The organism is Stutzerimonas sp. CXK-1, from assembly GCF_057738225.1.
The window spans coordinates 1,697,723-1,716,391 of record NZ_CM173217.1; the positions used below are offsets into that span (position 1 = coordinate 1,697,723).

Consider the following 18,669-nt stretch of genomic DNA (forward strand, 5'->3'; position numbering starts at 1 on the left):
ACCGGCAGGGGCCTTACAGGCGGAAATCTGTAGGTTGTCACTCGTGGGTAGCGGGTACTGCTGCGTACTCTTCCCAACAACTTTGCCCTGCGCTCTGGGGCTCTCAAGTGTGAAAAGAAGCCGTGAAAAGCCAACGACCTGTAAACCTAGATCTTAGGACAATAAAACTCCCAATCACTGCTTACACGTCGATTCTCCACCGTGTATCCGGTGTCATCCTGTTCATCGGTATCGCGCTCATGCTGTTCGCGCTCGACGCATCGCTGTCTTCGCCAGAAGGCTTCGATGAGGTGCGAGGCTACCTGAGCAGCCCATTGGCCAAGCTGATTGTCTGGGCGCTGCTTTCGGCGCTTCTCTATCACCTGGTCGCTGGCATTCGCCACCTGGTGATGGATACGGGGCACGGTGAGACGCTCGAGGGCGGCAAGCTGGGCTCGAAGATCGTCATCATCGTTTCTGCGGTACTGATCGTTTTGGCGGGAGTGTGGATATGGTAACCAACGTCACCAACTTCTCGCGTTCAGGTCTGTATGACTGGATGGCGCAGCGTGTGTCGGCAGTCGTGCTGGCGGCTTATTTCCTGTTTCTTCTCGGATACCTGATTGCCAACCCAGGGTTGGAATTCGCTCAGTGGCGCGAACTTTTTTCGGCCAACTGGATGCGCATCTTCAGTCTGCTGGCGCTGGTTTCGCTTAGCGTGCATGCGTGGGTCGGTATGTGGACGATTTCCACTGACTACCTGACCAACATGGCGATCGGTAAGTGGGCTACCGGCGTGCGTTTCCTGTTCCAGGCGGTGTGTGGCATTGCCATGTTCACCTTCTTCGTCTGGGGCGTACAGATTCTGTGGGGTATCTGATTCATGGCTAACATTCGTACGCTTTCCTTCGATGCCATCATCGTTGGCGGTGGTGGCGCCGGCATGCGCGCTGCGCTGCAGCTCTCCCAGTCGGGGCATAAGACCGCCGTGGTTACCAAGGTCTTCCCGACCCGTTCGCACACTGTGTCTGCTCAGGGTGGCATCACCTGTGCGATCGCCTCTGCCGACCCGAACGATGACTGGCGTTGGCATATGTACGATACCGTCAAGGGCTCCGACTATATCGGTGACCAGGACGCGATCGAATACATGTGCTCGGTCGGCCCGGAAGCCGTGTTCGAGCTCGAGCACATGGGGCTGCCGTTCTCCCGTACCGAAACCGGTCGCATCTACCAGCGTCCGTTCGGCGGTCAGTCCAAGGACTTCGGCAAGGGTGGCCAGGCTGCCCGTACCTGTGCCGCTGCCGACCGTACCGGCCACGCGCTGCTGCACACCCTTTATCAGGGCAACCTGAAAAACGACACCACCTTCCTCAACGAGTGGTATGCAGTCGACCTGGTGAAAAACCAGGATGGCGCAGTGGTCGGTGTCATCGCCATCTGCATCGAGAATGGCGAAACCGTCTACATTCGCTCCAAGGCCACGGTTCTGGCCACCGGCGGTGCCGGCCGTATCTACGCATCGACCACCAACGCCCTGATCAACACCGGTGACGGTGTCGGCATGGCGCTGCGCGCCGGCGTACCGGTGCAGGACATCGAGATGTGGCAGTTCCACCCGACCGGTATCGCGGGTGCCGGTGTGCTGGTAACCGAAGGTTGCCGCGGTGAAGGTGGTTACCTGATCAACAAGCACGGCGAGCGCTTCATGGAGCGTTACGCGCCGAACGCGAAGGACCTGGCTGGTCGCGACGTCGTTGCACGCTCGATGGTCAAGGAAATCCTGGCGGGTAACGGCTGTGGCCCGGATGGCGACCACGTGATGTTGAAGCTGGATCACCTGGGCGAGGAAGTGCTGCATAGCCGCCTGCCAGGTATCTGTGAGCTGTCGAAGACCTTTGCTCACGTTGATCCGGTCGTTGCACCGGTGCCGGTTGTTCCGACCTGCCACTACATGATGGGTGGTATCGCCACCAACATCCATGGTCAGGCGATTACTCAGGACGCCAACGGTAACGACAAGATCATCGACGGTCTGTTCGCGGTGGGCGAAGTGGCCTGCGTATCCGTACATGGCGCCAACCGTCTGGGTGGCAACTCGCTGCTCGACCTCGTGGTGTTCGGTCGTGCTGCCGGTCTGCACCTGGAGAAGGCGCTGAAGGAAGGTATCGAGCACCGCGGTGCGAGCGAAACCGACCTCGACGTGGCCCTGGCTCGTCTTGCAGGTGTGAACGAGCGGACCACTGGCGAAGACGTTGCGCCGCTGCGCAAAGAGCTGCAGAACTGCATGCAGAACTACTTCGGCGTGTTCCGTACCGGCGAGTACATGCAGAAGGGTATCGCTCAGCTGTCGGATCTGCGTCAGCGCATTGCCAACGTCAAGATCGCCGACAAGAGCCAGGCGTTCAATACCGCGCGTATCGAAGCGCTCGAGCTTCAGAACCTGCTCGAAGTGGCCGAGGCGACTGCCGTTGCGGCTGAGGCACGCAAGGAGTCGCGCGGTGCCCACGCCCGTGAAGATTTCGAAGAGCGTGATGACGAGAACTGGCTGTGCCACACCCTGTACTTCCCCGGCGAGAAGCGGGTAGGCAAGCGTGCCGTGAACTTCGCTCCGAAGACCGTTCCGGCATTCGAGCCGAAGGTCCGGACTTACTGAGGTCACCGATATGTTGCAAGTGAGTGTTTATCGCTACAACCCGGAGCAGGACGAGAAGCCCTTCATGCAGGACTTCCAGGTCAACACCGACGGGAAAGACCTGATGGTTCTCGATGTCCTGGCTCTGATCAAGGAACAGGACCAGGGTTTCTCGTATCGTCGCTCTTGCCGCGAAGGCGTCTGCGGCTCCGACGGTATGAACATCAACGGTAAGAATGGCCTGGCCTGCATCACGCCCTTGTCCGCCGTGGTCAAGGGCAACAAGCTGGTTATCCGTCCGTTGCCTGGTTTGCCGGTCATTCGTGACTTGGTGGTCGATATGGGCATCTTCTACAAGCAGTACGAGAAAGTTCGCCCGTACCTGATGAACGATACGCCGGCTCCGGCCATCGAACGTCTGCAAAGCCCGGAAGAGCGCGAGAAGCTGGACGGTCTGTACGAGTGCATCCTGTGCGCTTGCTGCTCGACCAGTTGCCCGTCCTTCTGGTGGAACCCTGACAAGTTCCTTGGTCCCGCCGCGCTGCTGCAGGCCTACCGTTTCCTGGCCGACAGCCGCGACACCGAGACGGAAAACCGTCTGGCGGCATTGGATGACCCGTTCAGTGTGTTCCGCTGCCGCGGCATCATGAACTGCGTAAGTGTTTGCCCGAAAGGGTTGAACCCGACGAAGGCCATCGGCCACGTGCGCAACATGTTGCTGCAAAGCGCCACCTGAGGTGGCAGGGTTGGATCGGTGTGGATGCTGGTCCGGCCCGTGCGTTACCCGTAGTACCCACGGCGCCAGCTTAGGCGCCGTGGTTTTAGTAGGGATCCCAGCTCACAAAGCCGGGGTCACACTCTGAAAATTTGATGACCAGCAGGAGCATCCGGAATATCCGGAACTATCTGCGCGGTCCGTAGTGGCTTTACCTGAGTCGCTGCTTCAGAACTTGGGAAGTCATGCTGCGGTCTCCACGCTGGTGGTGTCTCCTTATCGAAGGTGACCAGACATGCAAGAAAGCGTAATGCAGCGCATGTGGGACAGCGCACACCTATCCGGTGGTAACGCTGCCTATGTGGAAGAGCTATACGAGCTCTATCTGCACGACCCCAACGCTGTGCCTGAAGAATGGCGCAACTATTTCCAGAAGCTGCCTTCCAGCACCGGCGCAGCGGACGTGTCGCATTCGACTGTTCGCGATCATTTCGTGCTGTTGGCGAAGAACCAGCGCCGCGCACAGCCGGTGTCTGCTGGTGCCGTCAGCAGTGAGCACGAGAAGAAGCAGGTGGAAGTCCTGCGCTTGATTCAGGCTTATCGCCTGCGTGGCCACCAAGCTGCTCAGCTGGACCCGCTCAGTCTGCAGCAGCGTCCCGTTCCGGCCGACCTGTCGATCAACAACTATGGCTTGACCGACGGCGATCTCGATACCGTTTTTCGCACGGGTGACCTGGCGATTGGCAAGGATCAGGCAACTCTGCGCGAAATCGTCGAGGCGCTTCAAGAGACATATTGCCGCACTATCGGCGCTGAGTTTGCCCATATCGTCGATTCTGAACAGCGCAACTGGTTCATCCAGCGCGTCGAGAGCGTGCGCGGCCGGCCGCAGTTCTCCGCTGAGATCAAGAGCCATCTGCTTGAGCGCCTGACCGCTGCAGAAGGTCTGGAAAAGTACCTCGGTACCAAATATCCGGGCACCAAACGCTTTGGTCTGGAAGGTGGCGAGAGCCTCATTCCGCTGCTCGACGAGCTGATTCAGCGCTCGGGATCCTACGGCGTGAAGGAAGTCGTCATCGGGATGGCTCACCGTGGCCGTCTGAACGTCCTGGTTAACACGCTCGGCAAGAATCCGCGCGACCTGTTCGACGAGTTCGAGGGCAAGAAGGTCGAAGGCCTGAGTTCCGGTGACGTGAAGTACCACCAGGGCTTTTCCTCTAACGTGATGACTCCGGGCGGTGAAATTCACCTCGCGATGGCGTTCAACCCGTCTCACCTGGAGATCGTTTCTCCGGTGGTCGAGGGTTCGGTGCGCGCTCGTCAGGATCGGCGTTACGATCCGGTCGGCGACAAGGTGCTGCCAATCACTATCCACGGTGATGCCGCTTTCGCTGGTCAGGGCGTGGTCATGGAGACGTTCCAGATGTCTCAGACTCGCGCCTACAAAACTGGCGGCACGATTCGTCTGGTCGTCAACAACCAGGTCGGCTTCACGACCAGCAAGCAGGAAGACGCTCGTTCGACGGAATACGCGACCGACGTGGCGAAAATGATCCAGGCGCCGATCTTCCACGTGAATGCCGATGATCCGGAAGCCGTATTGTTCGTCAGTCAGCTGGCCGTTGACTACCGCATGCAGTTCAAGCGGGACATCGTCATCGACCTGGTTTGCTATCGCCGCCGCGGCCACAACGAGGCCGACGAGCCGAGCGGTACCCAGCCGCTGATGTACCAGAAGATCGCCAAGCAGCGCACGACTCGCGAGCATTACGCGGATGCGCTGATCAGTGCAGGCGTTCTCAGCAGCGAGGAAGTTCAGGCCCGCGTAGACGAGTACCGTCAGGCGCTCGACAACGGTCTGCACGTGGTCAAGAGCCTGGTCAAGGAGCCGAACCCGGAGCTGTTCGTCGACTGGCGGCCGTACCTGGGGCACGCCTGGACCGCGCGGCACGACACCAGCTTCGATCTGAAGACCCTGCAGGAGCTCGCCAACAAGCTGTTGCAAGTTCCGGAAGGCTTCGTCGTTCAGCGTCAGGTCTCGAAGATTCTCGAGGACCGGACCAAGATGGCGGCAGGGGCGATGCCGATCAACTGGGGTTTTGCCGAAACCATGGCTTACGCAACGCTGCTGTTCGAAGGCCATCCAGTACGCATCACCGGCCAGGACGTCGGCCGTGGCACCTTCTCGCATCGCCATGCCGCGCTGCACAACCAGAAGGATGGCTCGACCTTCATTCCGCTGCAGCACCTGTACCAGGAGCAGCCGAACTTCACGCTGTACGACTCGTTCCTTTCGGAAGAGGCCGTACTCGCGTTCGAATACGGCTACGCCACGACCACGCCCAACGCGCTGGTGGTGTGGGAAGCGCAGTTCGGCGACTTCGCCAACGGTGCCCAGGTGGTGATCGACCAGTTCATCAGCAGTGGTGAAGCGAAGTGGGGGCGCCTCTGCGGTCTGACGATGCTGTTGCCGCATGGCTACGAAGGTCAGGGGCCTGAGCACTCCTCCGCGCGTCTGGAGCGCTACCTGCAGCTGTGCGCCGAGCACAACATCCAGGTTTGCGTGCCTTCGACGCCGGCGCAGGTCTACCACATGCTGCGTCGTCAGGCGATTCGCCCGCTGCGCAAGCCGCTGGTTGCGCTGACGCCGAAGTCGCTGCTGCGCCACAAGCTGGCTATCTCGACGCTGGAGGAGCTGACTCAGGGCTCGTTCCAGACCGTGCTGCCGGAGATCGATCCGATCGACGCCGCGAAGGTCGAGCGTGTGGTGCTGTGTAGCGGCAAGGTGTATTACGACCTGTTGGAAAAGCGTCGCAACGAAGGCCGCGAGGATATCGCGATCATCCGGATCGAGCAGCTGTACCCGTTCCCGGAAGACGACCTGGCCGAAGTCCTGGCGCCGTACCAGAACCTCAAGCACATCGTCTGGTGTCAGGAAGAGCCGATGAACCAGGGCGCCTGGTATTGCAGCCAGCACCATATGCGGCGTGTCGCCACCGCGCACAAGAAGGACCTGTTCCTTCAGTACGCAGGGCGCGAAGCGTCTGCGGCCCCCGCGGTCGGTTATGCCTCCATGCACGCCGAGCAGCAAGAGAAGCTGCTGCAGGACGCGTTCACCGTTTAAAACCCAGCTGCAAGAGGCCGCGCGATGCGCGGCCTCGACGTAGACAACGAATCAATAGGACCCCCGATAATGGCTATCGAGATCAAAGCCCCTACATTCCCGGAATCCGTTGCCGACGGTACCGTCGCGACCTGGCACAAGAAGCCTGGCGAGGCCGTCAAGCGTGATGAGCTGATCGTCGACATCGAGACAGACAAGGTGGTCATGGAAGTGCTTGCCGAGGCTGACGGCGTGCTTACCGAGATCGTCAAGAACGAAGGCGACACCGTGCTCAGCGGCGAGCTGCTCGGCAAGCTCGAGGCGGGTGCCTCCGCTGCTGCCGCACCTGCCTCGGCTCCGGCTGCGGCTGCTGCTCCGCAAGCGGCTGCCGAGTCCGCGCCTGCCGCTTCCGCCGAGGAGCAGATCCTCGCTCCGGCCGCGCGCAAGCTGGCCGAAGAGAACGGCATCGATCCGAACAGCATCCGCGGCACCGGCAAAGACGGCCGCGTAACGAAGGAAGACGTCGTCGCCGCCATCGAGGCGAAGAAGTCTGCACCTGCTGCAGCTGCCAAGCCGGCCGCACCGGCTGCCGCCGCACCGATCTTTGCCGCGGGCGATCGCGTCGAGAAGCGCGTCCCGATGACTCGCCTGCGCGCCAAGGTTGCCGAGCGCCTCGTCGAAGCGCAGTCCTCCATGGCCATGCTGACCACTTTCAACGAGGTCAACATGAAGCCGATCATGGAGCTGCGCTCCAAGTACAAGGACCTGTTCGAGAAGAAGCACAATGGCGTACGCTTGGGCTTCATGTCTTTCTTCGTCAAGGCCGCGGTCGAAGCGCTGAAGCGTCAGCCTGGCGTCAATGCGTCCATCGACGGCAACGACATCGTCTATCACGGTTACCAGGACATCGGCGTGGCCGTCTCCAGTGATCGCGGCCTGGTCGTTCCGGTGCTGCGTAACGCCGAACACATGAGCCTCGCCGAAGTCGAAGGCGGCATTGCCGAATTCGGCAAGAAGGCCAAGGCCGGCAAGCTGACGATCGAGGAAATGACCGGCGGTACCTTCACCATCTCCAATGGCGGTGTGTTTGGTTCGCTGCTGTCGACGCCGATCGTCAACCCGCCGCAGACCGCTATTCTCGGCATGCACAAGATTCAGGAGCGCCCGATGGCGGTCAATGGTCAGGTGGTCATCCTGCCGATGATGTACCTGGCGCTGTCCTATGATCACCGTTTGATCGACGGCAAAGAGGCGGTAACCTTCCTGGTCACCATGAAGGACTTGCTGGAAGATCCGGCTCGCCTGCTGCTGGACATCTGACAAGGCAGCCACGGGCGGTGGGCGGTCAGCTGGTGATATGCCCGGCACCGCTTGCGGCTCGTGGCTTTTCGTTTGCCGCTTAGGAAAGAGGATTGGTAATGAGCGAGAAATTCGACGTCATCGTCATCGGTGCGGGCCCAGGTGGCTATGTCGCCGCTATCCGCGCCGCGCAGCTGGGCCTGAAGACTGCCTGCATCGAAAAGTACAAGGGCAAGGACGGCAAGCTCGCGCTCGGCGGGACCTGTCTGAACGTTGGGTGCATCCCGTCCAAGGCACTGCTGGATAGCTCCTACAAGTATCATGAGGCGCATGCCAGTTTCGATGTTCACGGCATCTCGACCGGCGAGGTCAAGATGGACGTGCCGACCATGGTCGCGCGCAAGGACCAGATCGTTAAGAACCTGACCGGCGGCGTTTCGGCGCTGATGAAGGCCAACGGCGTGACCGTCTTCGAAGGCCACGGCAAGCTGCTGGCCGGCAAGCAGGTCGAAGTCACGGGTACCGACGGCAGCGTGCAAACGCTGGCGGCCGAGAATGTCATCCTCGCCTCGGGTTCGACCCCGGTGAACATTCCGCCGGCACCGGTGGATCAGAAGATCATCGTCGACTCTACCGGCGCCCTGGACTTCCAAACTGTTCCCGGCAAGCTCGGTGTGATCGGTGCGGGCGTCATCGGCCTCGAACTCGGTTCGGTCTGGGCCCGTCTGGGTGCCGAAGTCACCGTCATCGAAGCAATGGACAAGTTCCTGCCGGCGGCTGATGAGCAGATCGCCAAGGAAGCCTTCAAGGTACTGTCCAAGCAGGGTCTGAACATTCTGCTCGGCGCGCGCGTTACCGGCACCGAGATCAAGGGCGACCAGGTCACCGTCAGCTACACCAACGCCGAAGGCGAGCAGCAGCAGACCTTCGACAAGCTGATCGTTGCAGTCGGCCGTCGTCCGGTGACTGCCGATCTGCTGGCTACCGACTCGGAAGTTACGCTCGACGAGCGCGGCTTCATCTATGTCGACGATCAATGCGCGACCAATGTGCCGGGTGTATACGCTATCGGCGACGTGGTGCGTGGCGCCATGCTTGCGCACAAGGCCTCCGAAGAGGGCGTGATGGTTGCCGAGCGCATCGCCGGTCACAAGACTCAGATGAACTACGACCTGATCCCGTCGGTGATCTACACGCACCCGGAAATCGCATGGGTCGGCAAGTCCGAGCAGGCGCTGAAGGCCGAAGGCGTCGAGGTGAACGTCGGTGTATTCCCGTTCGCTGCCAGTGGTCGCGCCATGGCCGCCAACGATACCGCCGGTCTGGTCAAGGTCATCGCCGATGCCAAGACCGATCGTGTTCTGGGTGTCCACGTGATGGGGCCGGCTGCCGCGGAGCTGGTGCAGCAAGGTGCAATCGGCATGGAATTCGGCACCAGTGCCGAAGATCTCGGCATGATGGTGTTCTCGCACCCGACCATGTCCGAGGCCTTGCATGAGGCTGCGCTGGCAGTAAATGGCCACGCCATTCACATCGCGAATCGCAAGAAGCGCTAAGCGAATCGCGTGGTACAAAAGCCCGGCCTGTTCTGAACACGCCGGGCTTTTCTTTGACTAAAATAGGATGTTTTCATGAGCAATCAGGTCCTTGAAAGGTATCGGCGATAGTTTTCAGGGACTTGAAGGGGGCAGGGCAACGCCCTGCTTAAATGCGGTACCTGATAACGGTAAGAAGCATGAATCTTCACGAGTACCAAGGTAAGCAGCTGTTTGCAGAATATGGATTGCCGGTGTCGAAAGGCTACGCGGTAGACAGCCCGAAGGAGGCCGCCGAAGCCTGTGACAAGATCGGGGGCACCGAGTGGGTGGTCAAGGCTCAGGTCCATGCCGGTGGTCGCGGCAAGGCCGGTGGTGTCAAGCTGGTACGCAGCAAAGACGAGGCGCGTGCGTTCGCCCAGCAGTGGTTGGACAAGCGGCTGGTGACCTACCAGACCGATGCCAATGGGCAGCCGGTCAGCAAGATCCTGGTTGAGGCGGCTACCGATATCGACAAGGAACTCTACCTGGGTGCAGTCGTGGACCGCTCGAGCCGCCGTATCGTGTTTATGGCATCCACCGAGGGCGGTGTCGACATCGAGAAGGTCGCACACGACACTCCAGAGAAGATTCTCAAGGCCACCATCGATCCGTTGGTCGGCGCGCAGCCCTTCCAGGCGCGGGAGCTGGCATTTCAGCTCGGGCTCAAGGGCGATCAGGTGAAGCAGTTCGTCCACATCTTCGTCGGCCTGGCCAAGTTGTTTCAGGACTACGATCTGGCCTTGCTAGAGGTCAATCCGCTGGTCATCAAGAAAGATGGCAACCTGCATTGCCTTGACGCCAAGCTCAATATCGACAGCAACGCCATCTATCGACAGCCGAAGCTGCGCGACATGGCCGACCCTTCCCAGGACGACCCACGCGAGGCGCATGCGGCCAAGTGGGAACTCAATTACGTCGCGCTCGACGGCAACATCGGTTGCATGGTCAACGGTGCCGGCCTGGCGATGGGGACCATGGACATCGTCAACCTGCACGGCGGTCGTCCGGCGAACTTCCTCGATGTCGGCGGTGGCGCAACGGAAGAGCGCGTTACCGAAGCGTTCAAGATCATTCTCTCGGATAGCAATGTCGCCGCAGTGCTGGTGAACATCTTCGGCGGTATCGTGCGCTGCGACATGATCGCCGAGGGGATCATCGGTGCAGTGCGCGAAGTGGGGGTCAAGGTACCCGTGGTCGTGCGCCTGGAGGGCAACAACGCCGAGCTGGGCGCGAAGATGCTGAGCGAGAGCGGGCTGAACATCATCGGGGCGCAGAGCCTGACCGATGCGGCCATTCAGGTAGTCAAAGCCGCGGAGGGCAAGCAATGAGCATTCTGATCAACAAGGACACCAAGGTCATCTGCCAAGGCTTTACCGGCTCACAAGGAACCTTCCACTCTGAGCAGGCCATCGCCTATGGCACGCGCATGGTCGGTGGGGTGACGCCCGGCAAGGGCGGCACCATGCATCTTGGTCTGCCGGTGTTCAATACGGTCAAGGAAGCCGTGGAAGCCACCGGCGCCGATGCCTCGGTAATCTACGTACCGGCACCTTTCTGCAAGGACTCGATCCTCGAAGCCGCGTTTGGCGGCATCAAGCTGATCGTATGCATCACCGAAGGCATCCCGACGCTGGATATGCTGGAGGTCAAGATCAAGTGCGATGAGCTCGGTGTGCGTTTGATCGGTCCGAACTGCCCAGGTGTAATCACCCCTGGCGAATGCAAGATCGGCATTCAGCCCGGCCACATCCACCAGCCGGGCAAGGTAGGCATCGTTTCGCGTTCCGGCACGCTGACCTACGAGGCGGTCAAACAGACGACCGATGCGGGCTTCGGCCAGTCCACCTGTGTCGGCATTGGTGGCGATCCGATTCCCGGCTCGAGCTTCATCGACATCCTGGAGCTTTTCCAGAACGACCCTCAGACCGAGGCAATCGTCATGATCGGCGAGATCGGTGGTTCGGCCGAGGAAGAGGCGGCGGCCTTCATCAAGGCCAACGTGACAAAGCCGGTGGTGTCGTACATCGCGGGCGTTACCGCACCGGCGGGCAAGCGAATGGGGCATGCCGGAGCGATCATCTCCGGAGGCAAGGGCACGGCGGAGGAGAAGTTCGCTGCGCTGCAGGACGCGGGCGTGCGAACGGTGCGTTCGCTGGCCGATATTGGCAAGGCCCTGGCTGACGTGACAGGTTGGGAAATGAAGGGCGCCTGACCAGCGCCGTGACAGGGCCACCTTCGGGTGGCCCTTTCGTTTGTGGGCACAAAGCGGTCGGCATGCTCGGCCGATCATGGCATCATGCGCGCCTCCCATCATGGCGCCGTCTTCACGAGAGATGCGTGTCACGCAGGGCCTGGCTCAACCGGCCGGGTGACATTTCCCTTACCCCTGGAGAAATTCCCACATCGTTTCCGTTTCCCGTCGTCCCGAATCGCCCATCGCTCGAGCAACACGCTCGCTGGCGCGGCGGCGGCGCATTCCCCTGGTAATGTTTTCCCATGACTCGTTTGAAAGGCTTTGACCTCGTCGCCCTTGGTTTCATGACCTTTGCTCTGTTTCTCGGCGCCGGCAACATCATTTTCCCGCCCAGCGCCGGACTGGCCGCAGGCGAACATATCTGGCAGGCGGCAGCCGGCTTTCTGCTGACAGGCGTGGGCCTGCCGCTGCTGACGGTCGTCGCGCTCGCTCGCGTCGGCGGCGGGATGGACCGCCTGACTGCGCCTCTGGGTCGGTTCGCCGGAACGCTGCTGGCGATAGCTGTGTACCTGGCCATCGGGCCGCTGTTCGCGACGCCGCGAACCGCCGTGGTGTCGTTCGAAATGGGCATCGCCCCGTTCACCGGCGACAGCGGTACGCCTTTGCTGATCTATACGCTGCTGTTCTTTGCGGCGGTGCTGGTGCTGGTGCTCAATCCCGGGCGCCTGGTAGAGAACGTCGGCAAGATCATCACTCCCGTGCTGCTGCTTTCACTGATCCTGCTCGGCGGCGCCGCGCTGTTTCTTCCCGCCGGCGAGATTGGGGTCAGTGCCGAGAGTTATCGCAGCGCGCCGATGCTCAAGGGCTTTCTCGAGGGCTACCTGACCATGGATACGCTGGGCGCCCTGGTTTTCGGCATCGTCATCGCGACCGCCATCCGCGACCATGGGGTGACCGATGCGGCGCTGGTGACGCGCTATTCGATGATTGCCGGCGTGATCGCCGCCGTCGGGCTTTCGGCGGTGTATCTGGCGTTGTTCTACCTGGGCGCAACCAGCCAGGGCATCGCCGCCGATGCACAGAATGGCGTGCAGGTGCTCACGACCTACGTACAGCACACCTTTGGCACGACTGGCAGCCTGTTGCTCGCCGCAGTCATCACCCTCGCATGCCTGACGACGGCGGTAGGGCTCACGGCTGCGTGCGGTGAGTTCTTCAGTAACCTGCTGCCGGTGTCCTACCGCAGCGTGGTGATCACCTTCTCGCTGTTCAGCCTGCTGGTGGCCAATCAGGGATTGACCCAGCTGATCAGTGTCTCGGTCCCGGTACTGGTAGGGCTTTACCCGCTGGCGATCGTCTTGGTTGCGCTCAGCCTGGCCGACCGGCTGTGGCGTTCGCCCGCCCGAGTGATGATGCCGGTGATGGCGGTCACCCTGGTGTTCGGTTTCGTCGATGGCATGGCGGCAGCCGGCTTCGGTGACGCAGTGCCAGCCTTCTTCGGTGAACTCCCGCTGGCGGGGCAGAGCATGGGTTGGCTGCTGCCGGCGCTCATCACGCTGATGCTCGCGGCCGCCGCGGATCGCCTGTTGGCCGCTCCTGCGCGCGCCTGAGCGCAGCGCAGCGGTAGATGGCAGCTGGCTATAATCGCGTCAGGTTTGAAGAGGACAGGCCATGGCCTTAACCGAACTGCTAACGCCCGACGTCGCCGCGGTCATCTGGTTCGTCGCCTGCTGGGTGGGCTATACCCGTTACGCAAGCTGGCGCGGGCGTGACACGGCCTGCCTGGCCAGTGTGCTGCATCTCTATCGCCAGGACTGGATGCAGCGACTGCTGCAGCGCGACAACCGGATTGCCGATGCCAACGTCATCGGTAATCTCGAGCGCAACGCCTCGTTCTTCGCCTCCAGCACACTGATCATCCTTGCCGGCATCCTCACAGCGCTCGGCGCGTCTGATCGCGCCGTTTCCCTGCTCGCCGATCTGCCGCTCGCGCAGCCGGTCAGCCGCGGGCTGTCGGAAATCAAGCTGCTCGGCCTAGCCGTGGTCTTCGTCTATGCCTTCTTCACCTTCAGCTGGTGCATGCGCCAATACAACTTCGGCGCGGTCCTAGTCGCGTCGGCACCGATGGCTGGTGAGCGCAACGTCAATGACCTCGAGCGCAAGGCATTCGCCGAGCGCGCGGCGCGCGTGCTGTCGATGGCCGCCAACCAGTTCAACTTTGGTCTGCGTGCCTACTATTTCGGCATGGCCACGCTGGCCTGGTTTATCAATCCCTGGTTCTTCATGGCGGTCACCACCGGCGTGGTGCTGGTGCTCTACCGCCGCGAGTTCCATTCCGATGTGCTGAAGGTCATGGTGTTTACGCCAACTTCGCTCGGAGATACGTCCCGGGAGTAGGGCGCAACCTTGCCGCCCGGTATCATGGCCGGCTCGATTCCATCGCCGAGAGATCGAATGAGCGACAGCCAGATTCTCGAGCGCACTCAGCGCTTTCTTTCCTTCCTGCGTCATTGCCAGGTGCTCGGGCTCAGCGTGGAGCACGCTGACAGCAAGGGCCTGACGTTGCGCCTGCCCTATAACGAGAGCCTGATTGGCAATCCCGAGACCGGCGGCATTCATGGCGGGGCGATCACCACGCTGATGGACACCACCTGCGGCATCTCGACCGCCTGCGCATTGCCGGAACTGGAGGTCTGCCCGACGCTCGACCTGCGTATCGATTACATGCACCCGGCCGAGCCGGGTCACGACGTGTTCGGCTTCGCCGAATGCTACCGAGTGACGCCGCACGTGATCTTCACGCGGGGCGTGGCCTATCAGCGCGACATCAACGAGCCGATCGCGCACGTGGTCGGCACCTTCATGCGCATGGGCAAGCAGGCCGGCGGCCGCGGCGGGGAGGGTGCGGCATGACTCGGGTGGATTTCGATGCCATGGTCCGCCAGGCGCTGGAGACCAACAATTACGAGCCGCTGATCGAGTCGGTGCCCTACGCGAAGCTGATCGGCATGCAATGCCTGCGTCTGGGAGACGAGATGGTGTTCCGCCTGCCGCAGAACCAGGACAACATCGGCAATCCCATGCTGCCAGCGATTCACGGCGGCGTGATCGCGGGTTTCATGGAGCATTCGGCGATGCTTCATTTGCTGATGTTCATGGGGGCGCCACATTTGCCGAAAATCATCGACTTCTCGATAGATTATCTGCGCGCCGGTCACTATCGTGACACTTTCGCCGCCTGCCAGGTCTGGCGCCAGGGCCGTCGGGTCGCCAATGTCGCGATCACTGCCTGGCAGACCCATCAGGCCGAACCCATCGCCACCGCCCGTTGCCATTTCAAGATCGACCAGGCCTGATCCTGCGGCCGTCGGCGTGCGGTAGCTGACGTCTGACACCGCTTCAAGGATCCGGAATGGATGCTCTGTTGATTCTCGCCGGCCTGCTGCTGATGCTCGCCGGCATGGTCTGGCTGGTCACGCTCGCCTTTGGCACCAGCCTGTTCTGGGGCATCGGTAGCCTGATGCCGCCGTTCACCCTGGCCTATCTCTTTGCCCACTGGTCGGTTGCCCGTCGGGCCGTATTGACCGTCGGCTTGGGCATCATCCCGCTGGTGGTCGGGCTGTCGATGCTGGCTGCCCGGGCGCCGGAAAAGCTCGACGCCATCCTTGCTCTCGAATGGCTGCCGCAGCCGGAGGCGGCGCAGCCGGGCGGTCTGCTGCACGGCCAGCTCAACGGGCAAGCCTTCAGACCCGAGCATGGCGAGTTGATCGATGGCGTGCTCAGCCTGCGTTCCGGTTCGGGCTTCTACGCAAACCAGGAGGTGCGCATCGAGCTGCGCAAACCGCCAGCCGATGCGCTACGCCTGGATGTTTTGCCCGATGACGAGGGGCCTCTGCCGACCGTGCGCATCGCCTGGCTCGAGCCGGGTCGCGATCTGCCGGAATCGCGTGTCATCCAGCATGGCTACACCCTGCATCTGGTGCTGGCCGAGCAGGCGCCTAACCGGCTGGTGGGTCGTTTCCATCTGGTGCTGCCGCCCCAGTATGCGACCAGCCTCAGCGGCGAAGTCGAACTCTACACCGATCGGCTGCGCTACCGCGATGGGCAGGTCGACCGCACCGTCGATTCGACGGACACCATCGCCTACGTCCTCGAAGATTACCTGCAGCGTCGCCATGCCTCGCATGATGTGACCCTGACGAGCCCGCTCGGCCAACTGCCGCTTGCCGAGCATGCGTTCAGCCTGCCGGTCGAGGCGCGCGTGGACGGCGTCCCGACGCACCTGCAGCTGGCGTTGAGCAAGGGGGCAGAAGGCTGGCGCGTCGAGGATGATGCCTATCCCCCGTTGCCGCCCGCTGTGGTGCAGCCCGCCGAGGCGCGCGAGCCGGCCCCGGTTCGTACGCCACCGGTTCGCAGCCACGACCGGCGCAAGCGTTTTTCCATGGCGCGCCTGCTTCGCGAGCCAGCGACCTACGACAACATGCTGGTGCGCGCGCATACCGAGCGGGGCGGCGTCGCGGAAGGACGCTTCGCGGGGCTGGACGCGGAGGGGCGGTTGCGCATTCGACGTATGCTCGGCGGCCCGGGCGAGGCTTACTTCAATCTCGCGCCGGGCGAAATCGTGCTACTCGAAGCGCTGGAGCCCTGAGCTGCAACCGGGCCCGTACCAATTGAACGGGCCGTTCCACTTGAAATTACATCTACGACCCCCATCTGCCTGACACTGCCGCGCGTGCGGCCCGTATCACTGATGACTGGAGTTCGTAGACGATGAGTGTGGAAACTCAAAAACAGACCCTGGGCTTCCAGACCGAGGTGAAGCAGCTGCTTCATCTGATGATCCACTCGCTTTACTCGAACAAGGAAATCTTCCTTCGCGAGCTGATTTCCAATGCGTCCGATGCCGCCGACAAGCTGCGCTTCGAGGCACTGGCCAAGCCCGAGCTGCTCGAGGGCGGTGCAGAGCTGAAGATCCGTCTGTCCTTCGACAAGGAGGCGAAGACGGTGACCCTGGAGGACAACGGAATCGGCATGAGTCGCGACGAAGTCATCGCGCACCTGGGGACGATCGCCAAGTCCGGCACTGCCGATTTTCTGAAGAACCTGACCGGCGATCAGCGGAAGGATTCGCACCTCATCGGTCAGTTCGGCGTGGGCTTTTATTCCGCGTTCATCGTTGCCGATCAGGTCGATGTGTTTACCCGCCGCGCCGGTGCCGCTGCGAGCGAGGGCGTGCACTGGTCGAGCAAGGGCGAGGGCGAATTCGAGGTCGAGACGATCGAGAAGGCCGAGCGCGGCACCCGCATCGTGCTGCACCTCAAGAGCGGTGAAGAGGAGTTCGCCGACGGTTGGCGCCTGCGCAACATCGTCAAGAAATATTCCGATCATATCGCCTTGCCGATCGAGCTACCGAAGGAGTTCCATGGCGAGGAAACGGACAAGCCGGCCGAGCCGGAATGGGAGACGGTCAACCGCGCCAGCGCGCTGTGGACGCGCCCGCGTACGGAAATCAAGGACGAGGAATACCAGGAGTTCTACAAGCACGTTTCCCACGACTTCGAGAACCCGCTGGCCTGGAGCCACAACAAGGTCGAGGGCAAGCTGGAGTACACCTCGCTGCTCTACGTACCGGGGCGTGCGCCTTTCGACCTGTATCACCGCGAGGCGCCGAAGGGCCTGAAGCTCTACGTGCAGCGCGTATTCATCATGGATCAGGCCGATGAGTTCCTGCCGCTGTACCTGCGTTTCATCAAGGGCGTGGTCGATTCCAACGACCTGTCGTTGAACGTCTCGCGTGAGATCCTGCAGAAGGATCCGGTAATCGACTCCATGAAGTCGGCGTTGACCAAGCGTGTGCTCGACATGCTCGAGAAGCTCGCCAAGGACAAGCCGGACGACTATAAGTCGTTCTGGAAGCAGTTCGGTCAGGTGCTCAAGGAAGGCCCGGCGGAGGATTTCGCCAACAAGGAGAAGATCGCCGGCCTGCTGCGCTTTGGCTCGACCTCCGACGCCAGCGGCGAGGCTTCGGTCGCACTGGCCGACTACATCGGCCGCATGAAGGATGGCCAGGACAAGATCTACTACCTGACCGGCGAGAGCTATGCGCAGGTGCGCAACAGCCCGCACCTGGAAGTGTTCCGCAAGAAAGGCATCGAGGTGCTGCTGCTCACCGACCGCATTGATGAGTGGCTGATGAGCTACCTCACCGAATTGGACGGCAAACAGTTCGTCGATGTTGCCCGCGGAGACCTGGATCTCGGCAAGCTCGACAGCGAAGACGACAAGAAGGCGCAGGAAGAGATCGCCAAGGCCAAGGAAGGATTGGTCGAGCGTCTGAAGAACGCATTGGGCGAGCAGGTTTCGCAGGTGCGCGTCTCGCACCGTCTGACCGACTCTCCGGCGATTCTCGCCATTGGCGAGCAGGACCTGGGCCTGCAGATGCGTCAGATTCTTGAAGCGAGCGGGCAGAAGGTGCCGGATTCCAAGCCGATCTTCGAGATCAACCCGCAGCATCCGTTGATCGACAAGCTCGATGGCGAGCCGGACGAGGACCGTTTCGCCGACCTGTCGCACATTCTCTTCGACCAGGCGGCGCTCGCTGCCGGCGACAGCCTGACGGACCCGGCGGCCTATGTGCAGCGGCTGAACAAGCTGTTGGTCGAGCTGTCCGCCTGAGGCAACTCGCGCCGCTAGGAGAGGCCCGGCAATCGCCGGGCCTTTTCGTTTCTGCGATCAGGCCAGTTCACTGACCAGCCGCGTACCATGCGCCAGGTTGTCGGCGACCGGACAGCGGCGCTCGATCTCTCGCAGCAGTTCGAGTTTCTCGGAGGCAGACAACTCGGCATCGATGTCGACCCTGACGCGGATCTCTTCGAACCCAGGGCGCACGTCCCGGTTGCGTCCCAGGAGGCCGTCCGGGTCATAGTCCGCTTCCAGTTCGAAGCGCATGCCGCGCAGGTCGATCTTTTGCTGATGGGCGATGATGCGGCCGATGGTGCCGAAACAGCCGGCGATCGCTGACAGGATCACGTCCAGCGGCGTCGGGCCCAGGTCATGCCCGGCGGCGTGCTTGGGCTGATCCATCACCAGGCGGTGATTGCCGCATTCGACCTCGATGTTCATGCCCGAGCCCATCTGTCCACGAGCGGTGATCGTTTTGCTTGCCAT

16 protein-coding genes are annotated in these 18,669 nt (G+C 61.7%); 15 read left to right on the top strand and 1 reads right to left on the bottom strand.

The annotated features are described in order from the left end of the window. The first annotated feature begins 122 nt into the window (after positions 1-122). The 15 genes from sdhC (at position 123) to htpG (ending at position 18,177) form a co-directional block, all read left to right on the top strand. The gene (gene sdhC / locus AC0KXH_RS08075; RefSeq protein WP_041105322.1) at positions 123-497 is read left to right on the top strand and encodes a succinate dehydrogenase, cytochrome b556 subunit; all 375 of its coding nucleotides are present in this window, start codon (positions 123-125) and stop codon (positions 495-497) included. Further along, on the top strand, positions 491-859 hold the full coding sequence (gene sdhD, locus AC0KXH_RS08080; protein ID WP_043219721.1) for a succinate dehydrogenase, hydrophobic membrane anchor protein: 369 nt from the start codon (positions 491-493) through the stop codon (positions 857-859). Before sdhC ends, sdhD begins: the two co-directional genes overlap by 7 nt. A gap of 3 nt (positions 860-862) precedes the next feature. Next, positions 863-2,635, top strand: a complete 1,773-nt coding sequence (gene sdhA, locus AC0KXH_RS08085; protein ID WP_488224463.1) for a succinate dehydrogenase flavoprotein subunit — start codon at positions 863-865, stop codon at positions 2,633-2,635. A 10-nt stretch (positions 2,636-2,645) separates the two neighbouring features. Continuing rightward, entirely contained in the window at positions 2,646-3,350 is a 705-nt protein-coding gene (locus AC0KXH_RS08090) for a succinate dehydrogenase iron-sulfur subunit (protein WP_041105327.1), read from the top strand. A gap of 274 nt (positions 3,351-3,624) precedes the next feature. Further along, positions 3,625-6,453, top strand: coding sequence for a 2-oxoglutarate dehydrogenase E1 component (locus tag AC0KXH_RS08095; RefSeq protein ID WP_061339329.1), 2,829 nt, complete (start codon positions 3,625-3,627; stop codon positions 6,451-6,453). A 69-nt stretch (positions 6,454-6,522) separates the two neighbouring features. Continuing rightward, complete coding sequence (gene odhB / locus AC0KXH_RS08100) at positions 6,523-7,752, top strand: 2-oxoglutarate dehydrogenase complex dihydrolipoyllysine-residue succinyltransferase (RefSeq protein WP_043219727.1); 1,230 nt, start codon at positions 6,523-6,525, stop codon at positions 7,750-7,752. A 98-nt stretch (positions 7,753-7,850) separates the two neighbouring features. Next, entirely contained in the window at positions 7,851-9,287 is a 1,437-nt protein-coding gene (gene lpdA / locus AC0KXH_RS08105; protein WP_488224464.1) for a dihydrolipoyl dehydrogenase, read from the top strand. Positions 9,288-9,466: 179 nt separating this feature from the next. Next, on the top strand, positions 9,467-10,636 hold the full coding sequence (gene sucC, locus AC0KXH_RS08110) for an ADP-forming succinate--CoA ligase subunit beta (RefSeq protein ID WP_437270637.1): 1,170 nt from the start codon (positions 9,467-9,469) through the stop codon (positions 10,634-10,636). Next, the gene (sucD, locus tag AC0KXH_RS08115) at positions 10,633-11,520 is read left to right on the top strand and encodes a succinate--CoA ligase subunit alpha (protein WP_041105335.1); all 888 of its coding nucleotides are present in this window, start codon (positions 10,633-10,635) and stop codon (positions 11,518-11,520) included. Before sucC ends, sucD begins: the two co-directional genes overlap by 4 nt. Before the next feature lie 284 nt (positions 11,521-11,804). Continuing rightward, positions 11,805-13,112 carry a branched-chain amino acid transport system II carrier protein gene (gene brnQ, locus AC0KXH_RS08120; protein WP_043219733.1) on the top strand — a complete coding sequence of 436 codons (1,308 nt, stop codon included), beginning with the start codon at positions 11,805-11,807 and terminating at the stop codon, positions 13,110-13,112. A gap of 61 nt (positions 13,113-13,173) precedes the next feature. Then, positions 13,174-13,899 carry a DUF599 domain-containing protein gene (locus AC0KXH_RS08125; RefSeq protein ID WP_313305099.1) on the top strand — a complete coding sequence of 242 codons (726 nt, stop codon included), beginning with the start codon at positions 13,174-13,176 and terminating at the stop codon, positions 13,897-13,899. Between the two features lie 57 nt (positions 13,900-13,956). Further along, positions 13,957-14,415 (top strand): PaaI family thioesterase, encoded by a 459-nt coding sequence (locus AC0KXH_RS08130; protein WP_041105341.1) that lies wholly within the window; start codon positions 13,957-13,959, stop codon positions 14,413-14,415. Continuing rightward, entirely contained in the window at positions 14,412-14,858 is a 447-nt protein-coding gene (locus tag AC0KXH_RS08135) for a PaaI family thioesterase (protein ID WP_041105343.1), read from the top strand. The genes AC0KXH_RS08130 and AC0KXH_RS08135 overlap by 4 nt, the downstream gene beginning before the upstream one ends. A gap of 56 nt (positions 14,859-14,914) precedes the next feature. Further along, on the top strand, positions 14,915-16,150 hold the full coding sequence (locus AC0KXH_RS08140; protein ID WP_312381645.1) for an MFS transporter: 1,236 nt from the start codon (positions 14,915-14,917) through the stop codon (positions 16,148-16,150). 122 nt (positions 16,151-16,272) lie between these two features. After that, positions 16,273-18,177 (top strand): molecular chaperone HtpG, encoded by a 1,905-nt coding sequence (htpG, locus tag AC0KXH_RS08145; protein ID WP_488224465.1) that lies wholly within the window; start codon positions 16,273-16,275, stop codon positions 18,175-18,177. 57 nt (positions 18,178-18,234) lie between these two features. Here the strand turns inward: htpG and AC0KXH_RS08150 are convergent, their stop codons facing one another. Then, the gene (locus AC0KXH_RS08150; protein WP_041105349.1) at positions 18,235-18,669 is read right to left on the bottom strand and encodes an OsmC family protein; all 435 of its coding nucleotides are present in this window, start codon (positions 18,667-18,669) and stop codon (positions 18,235-18,237) included.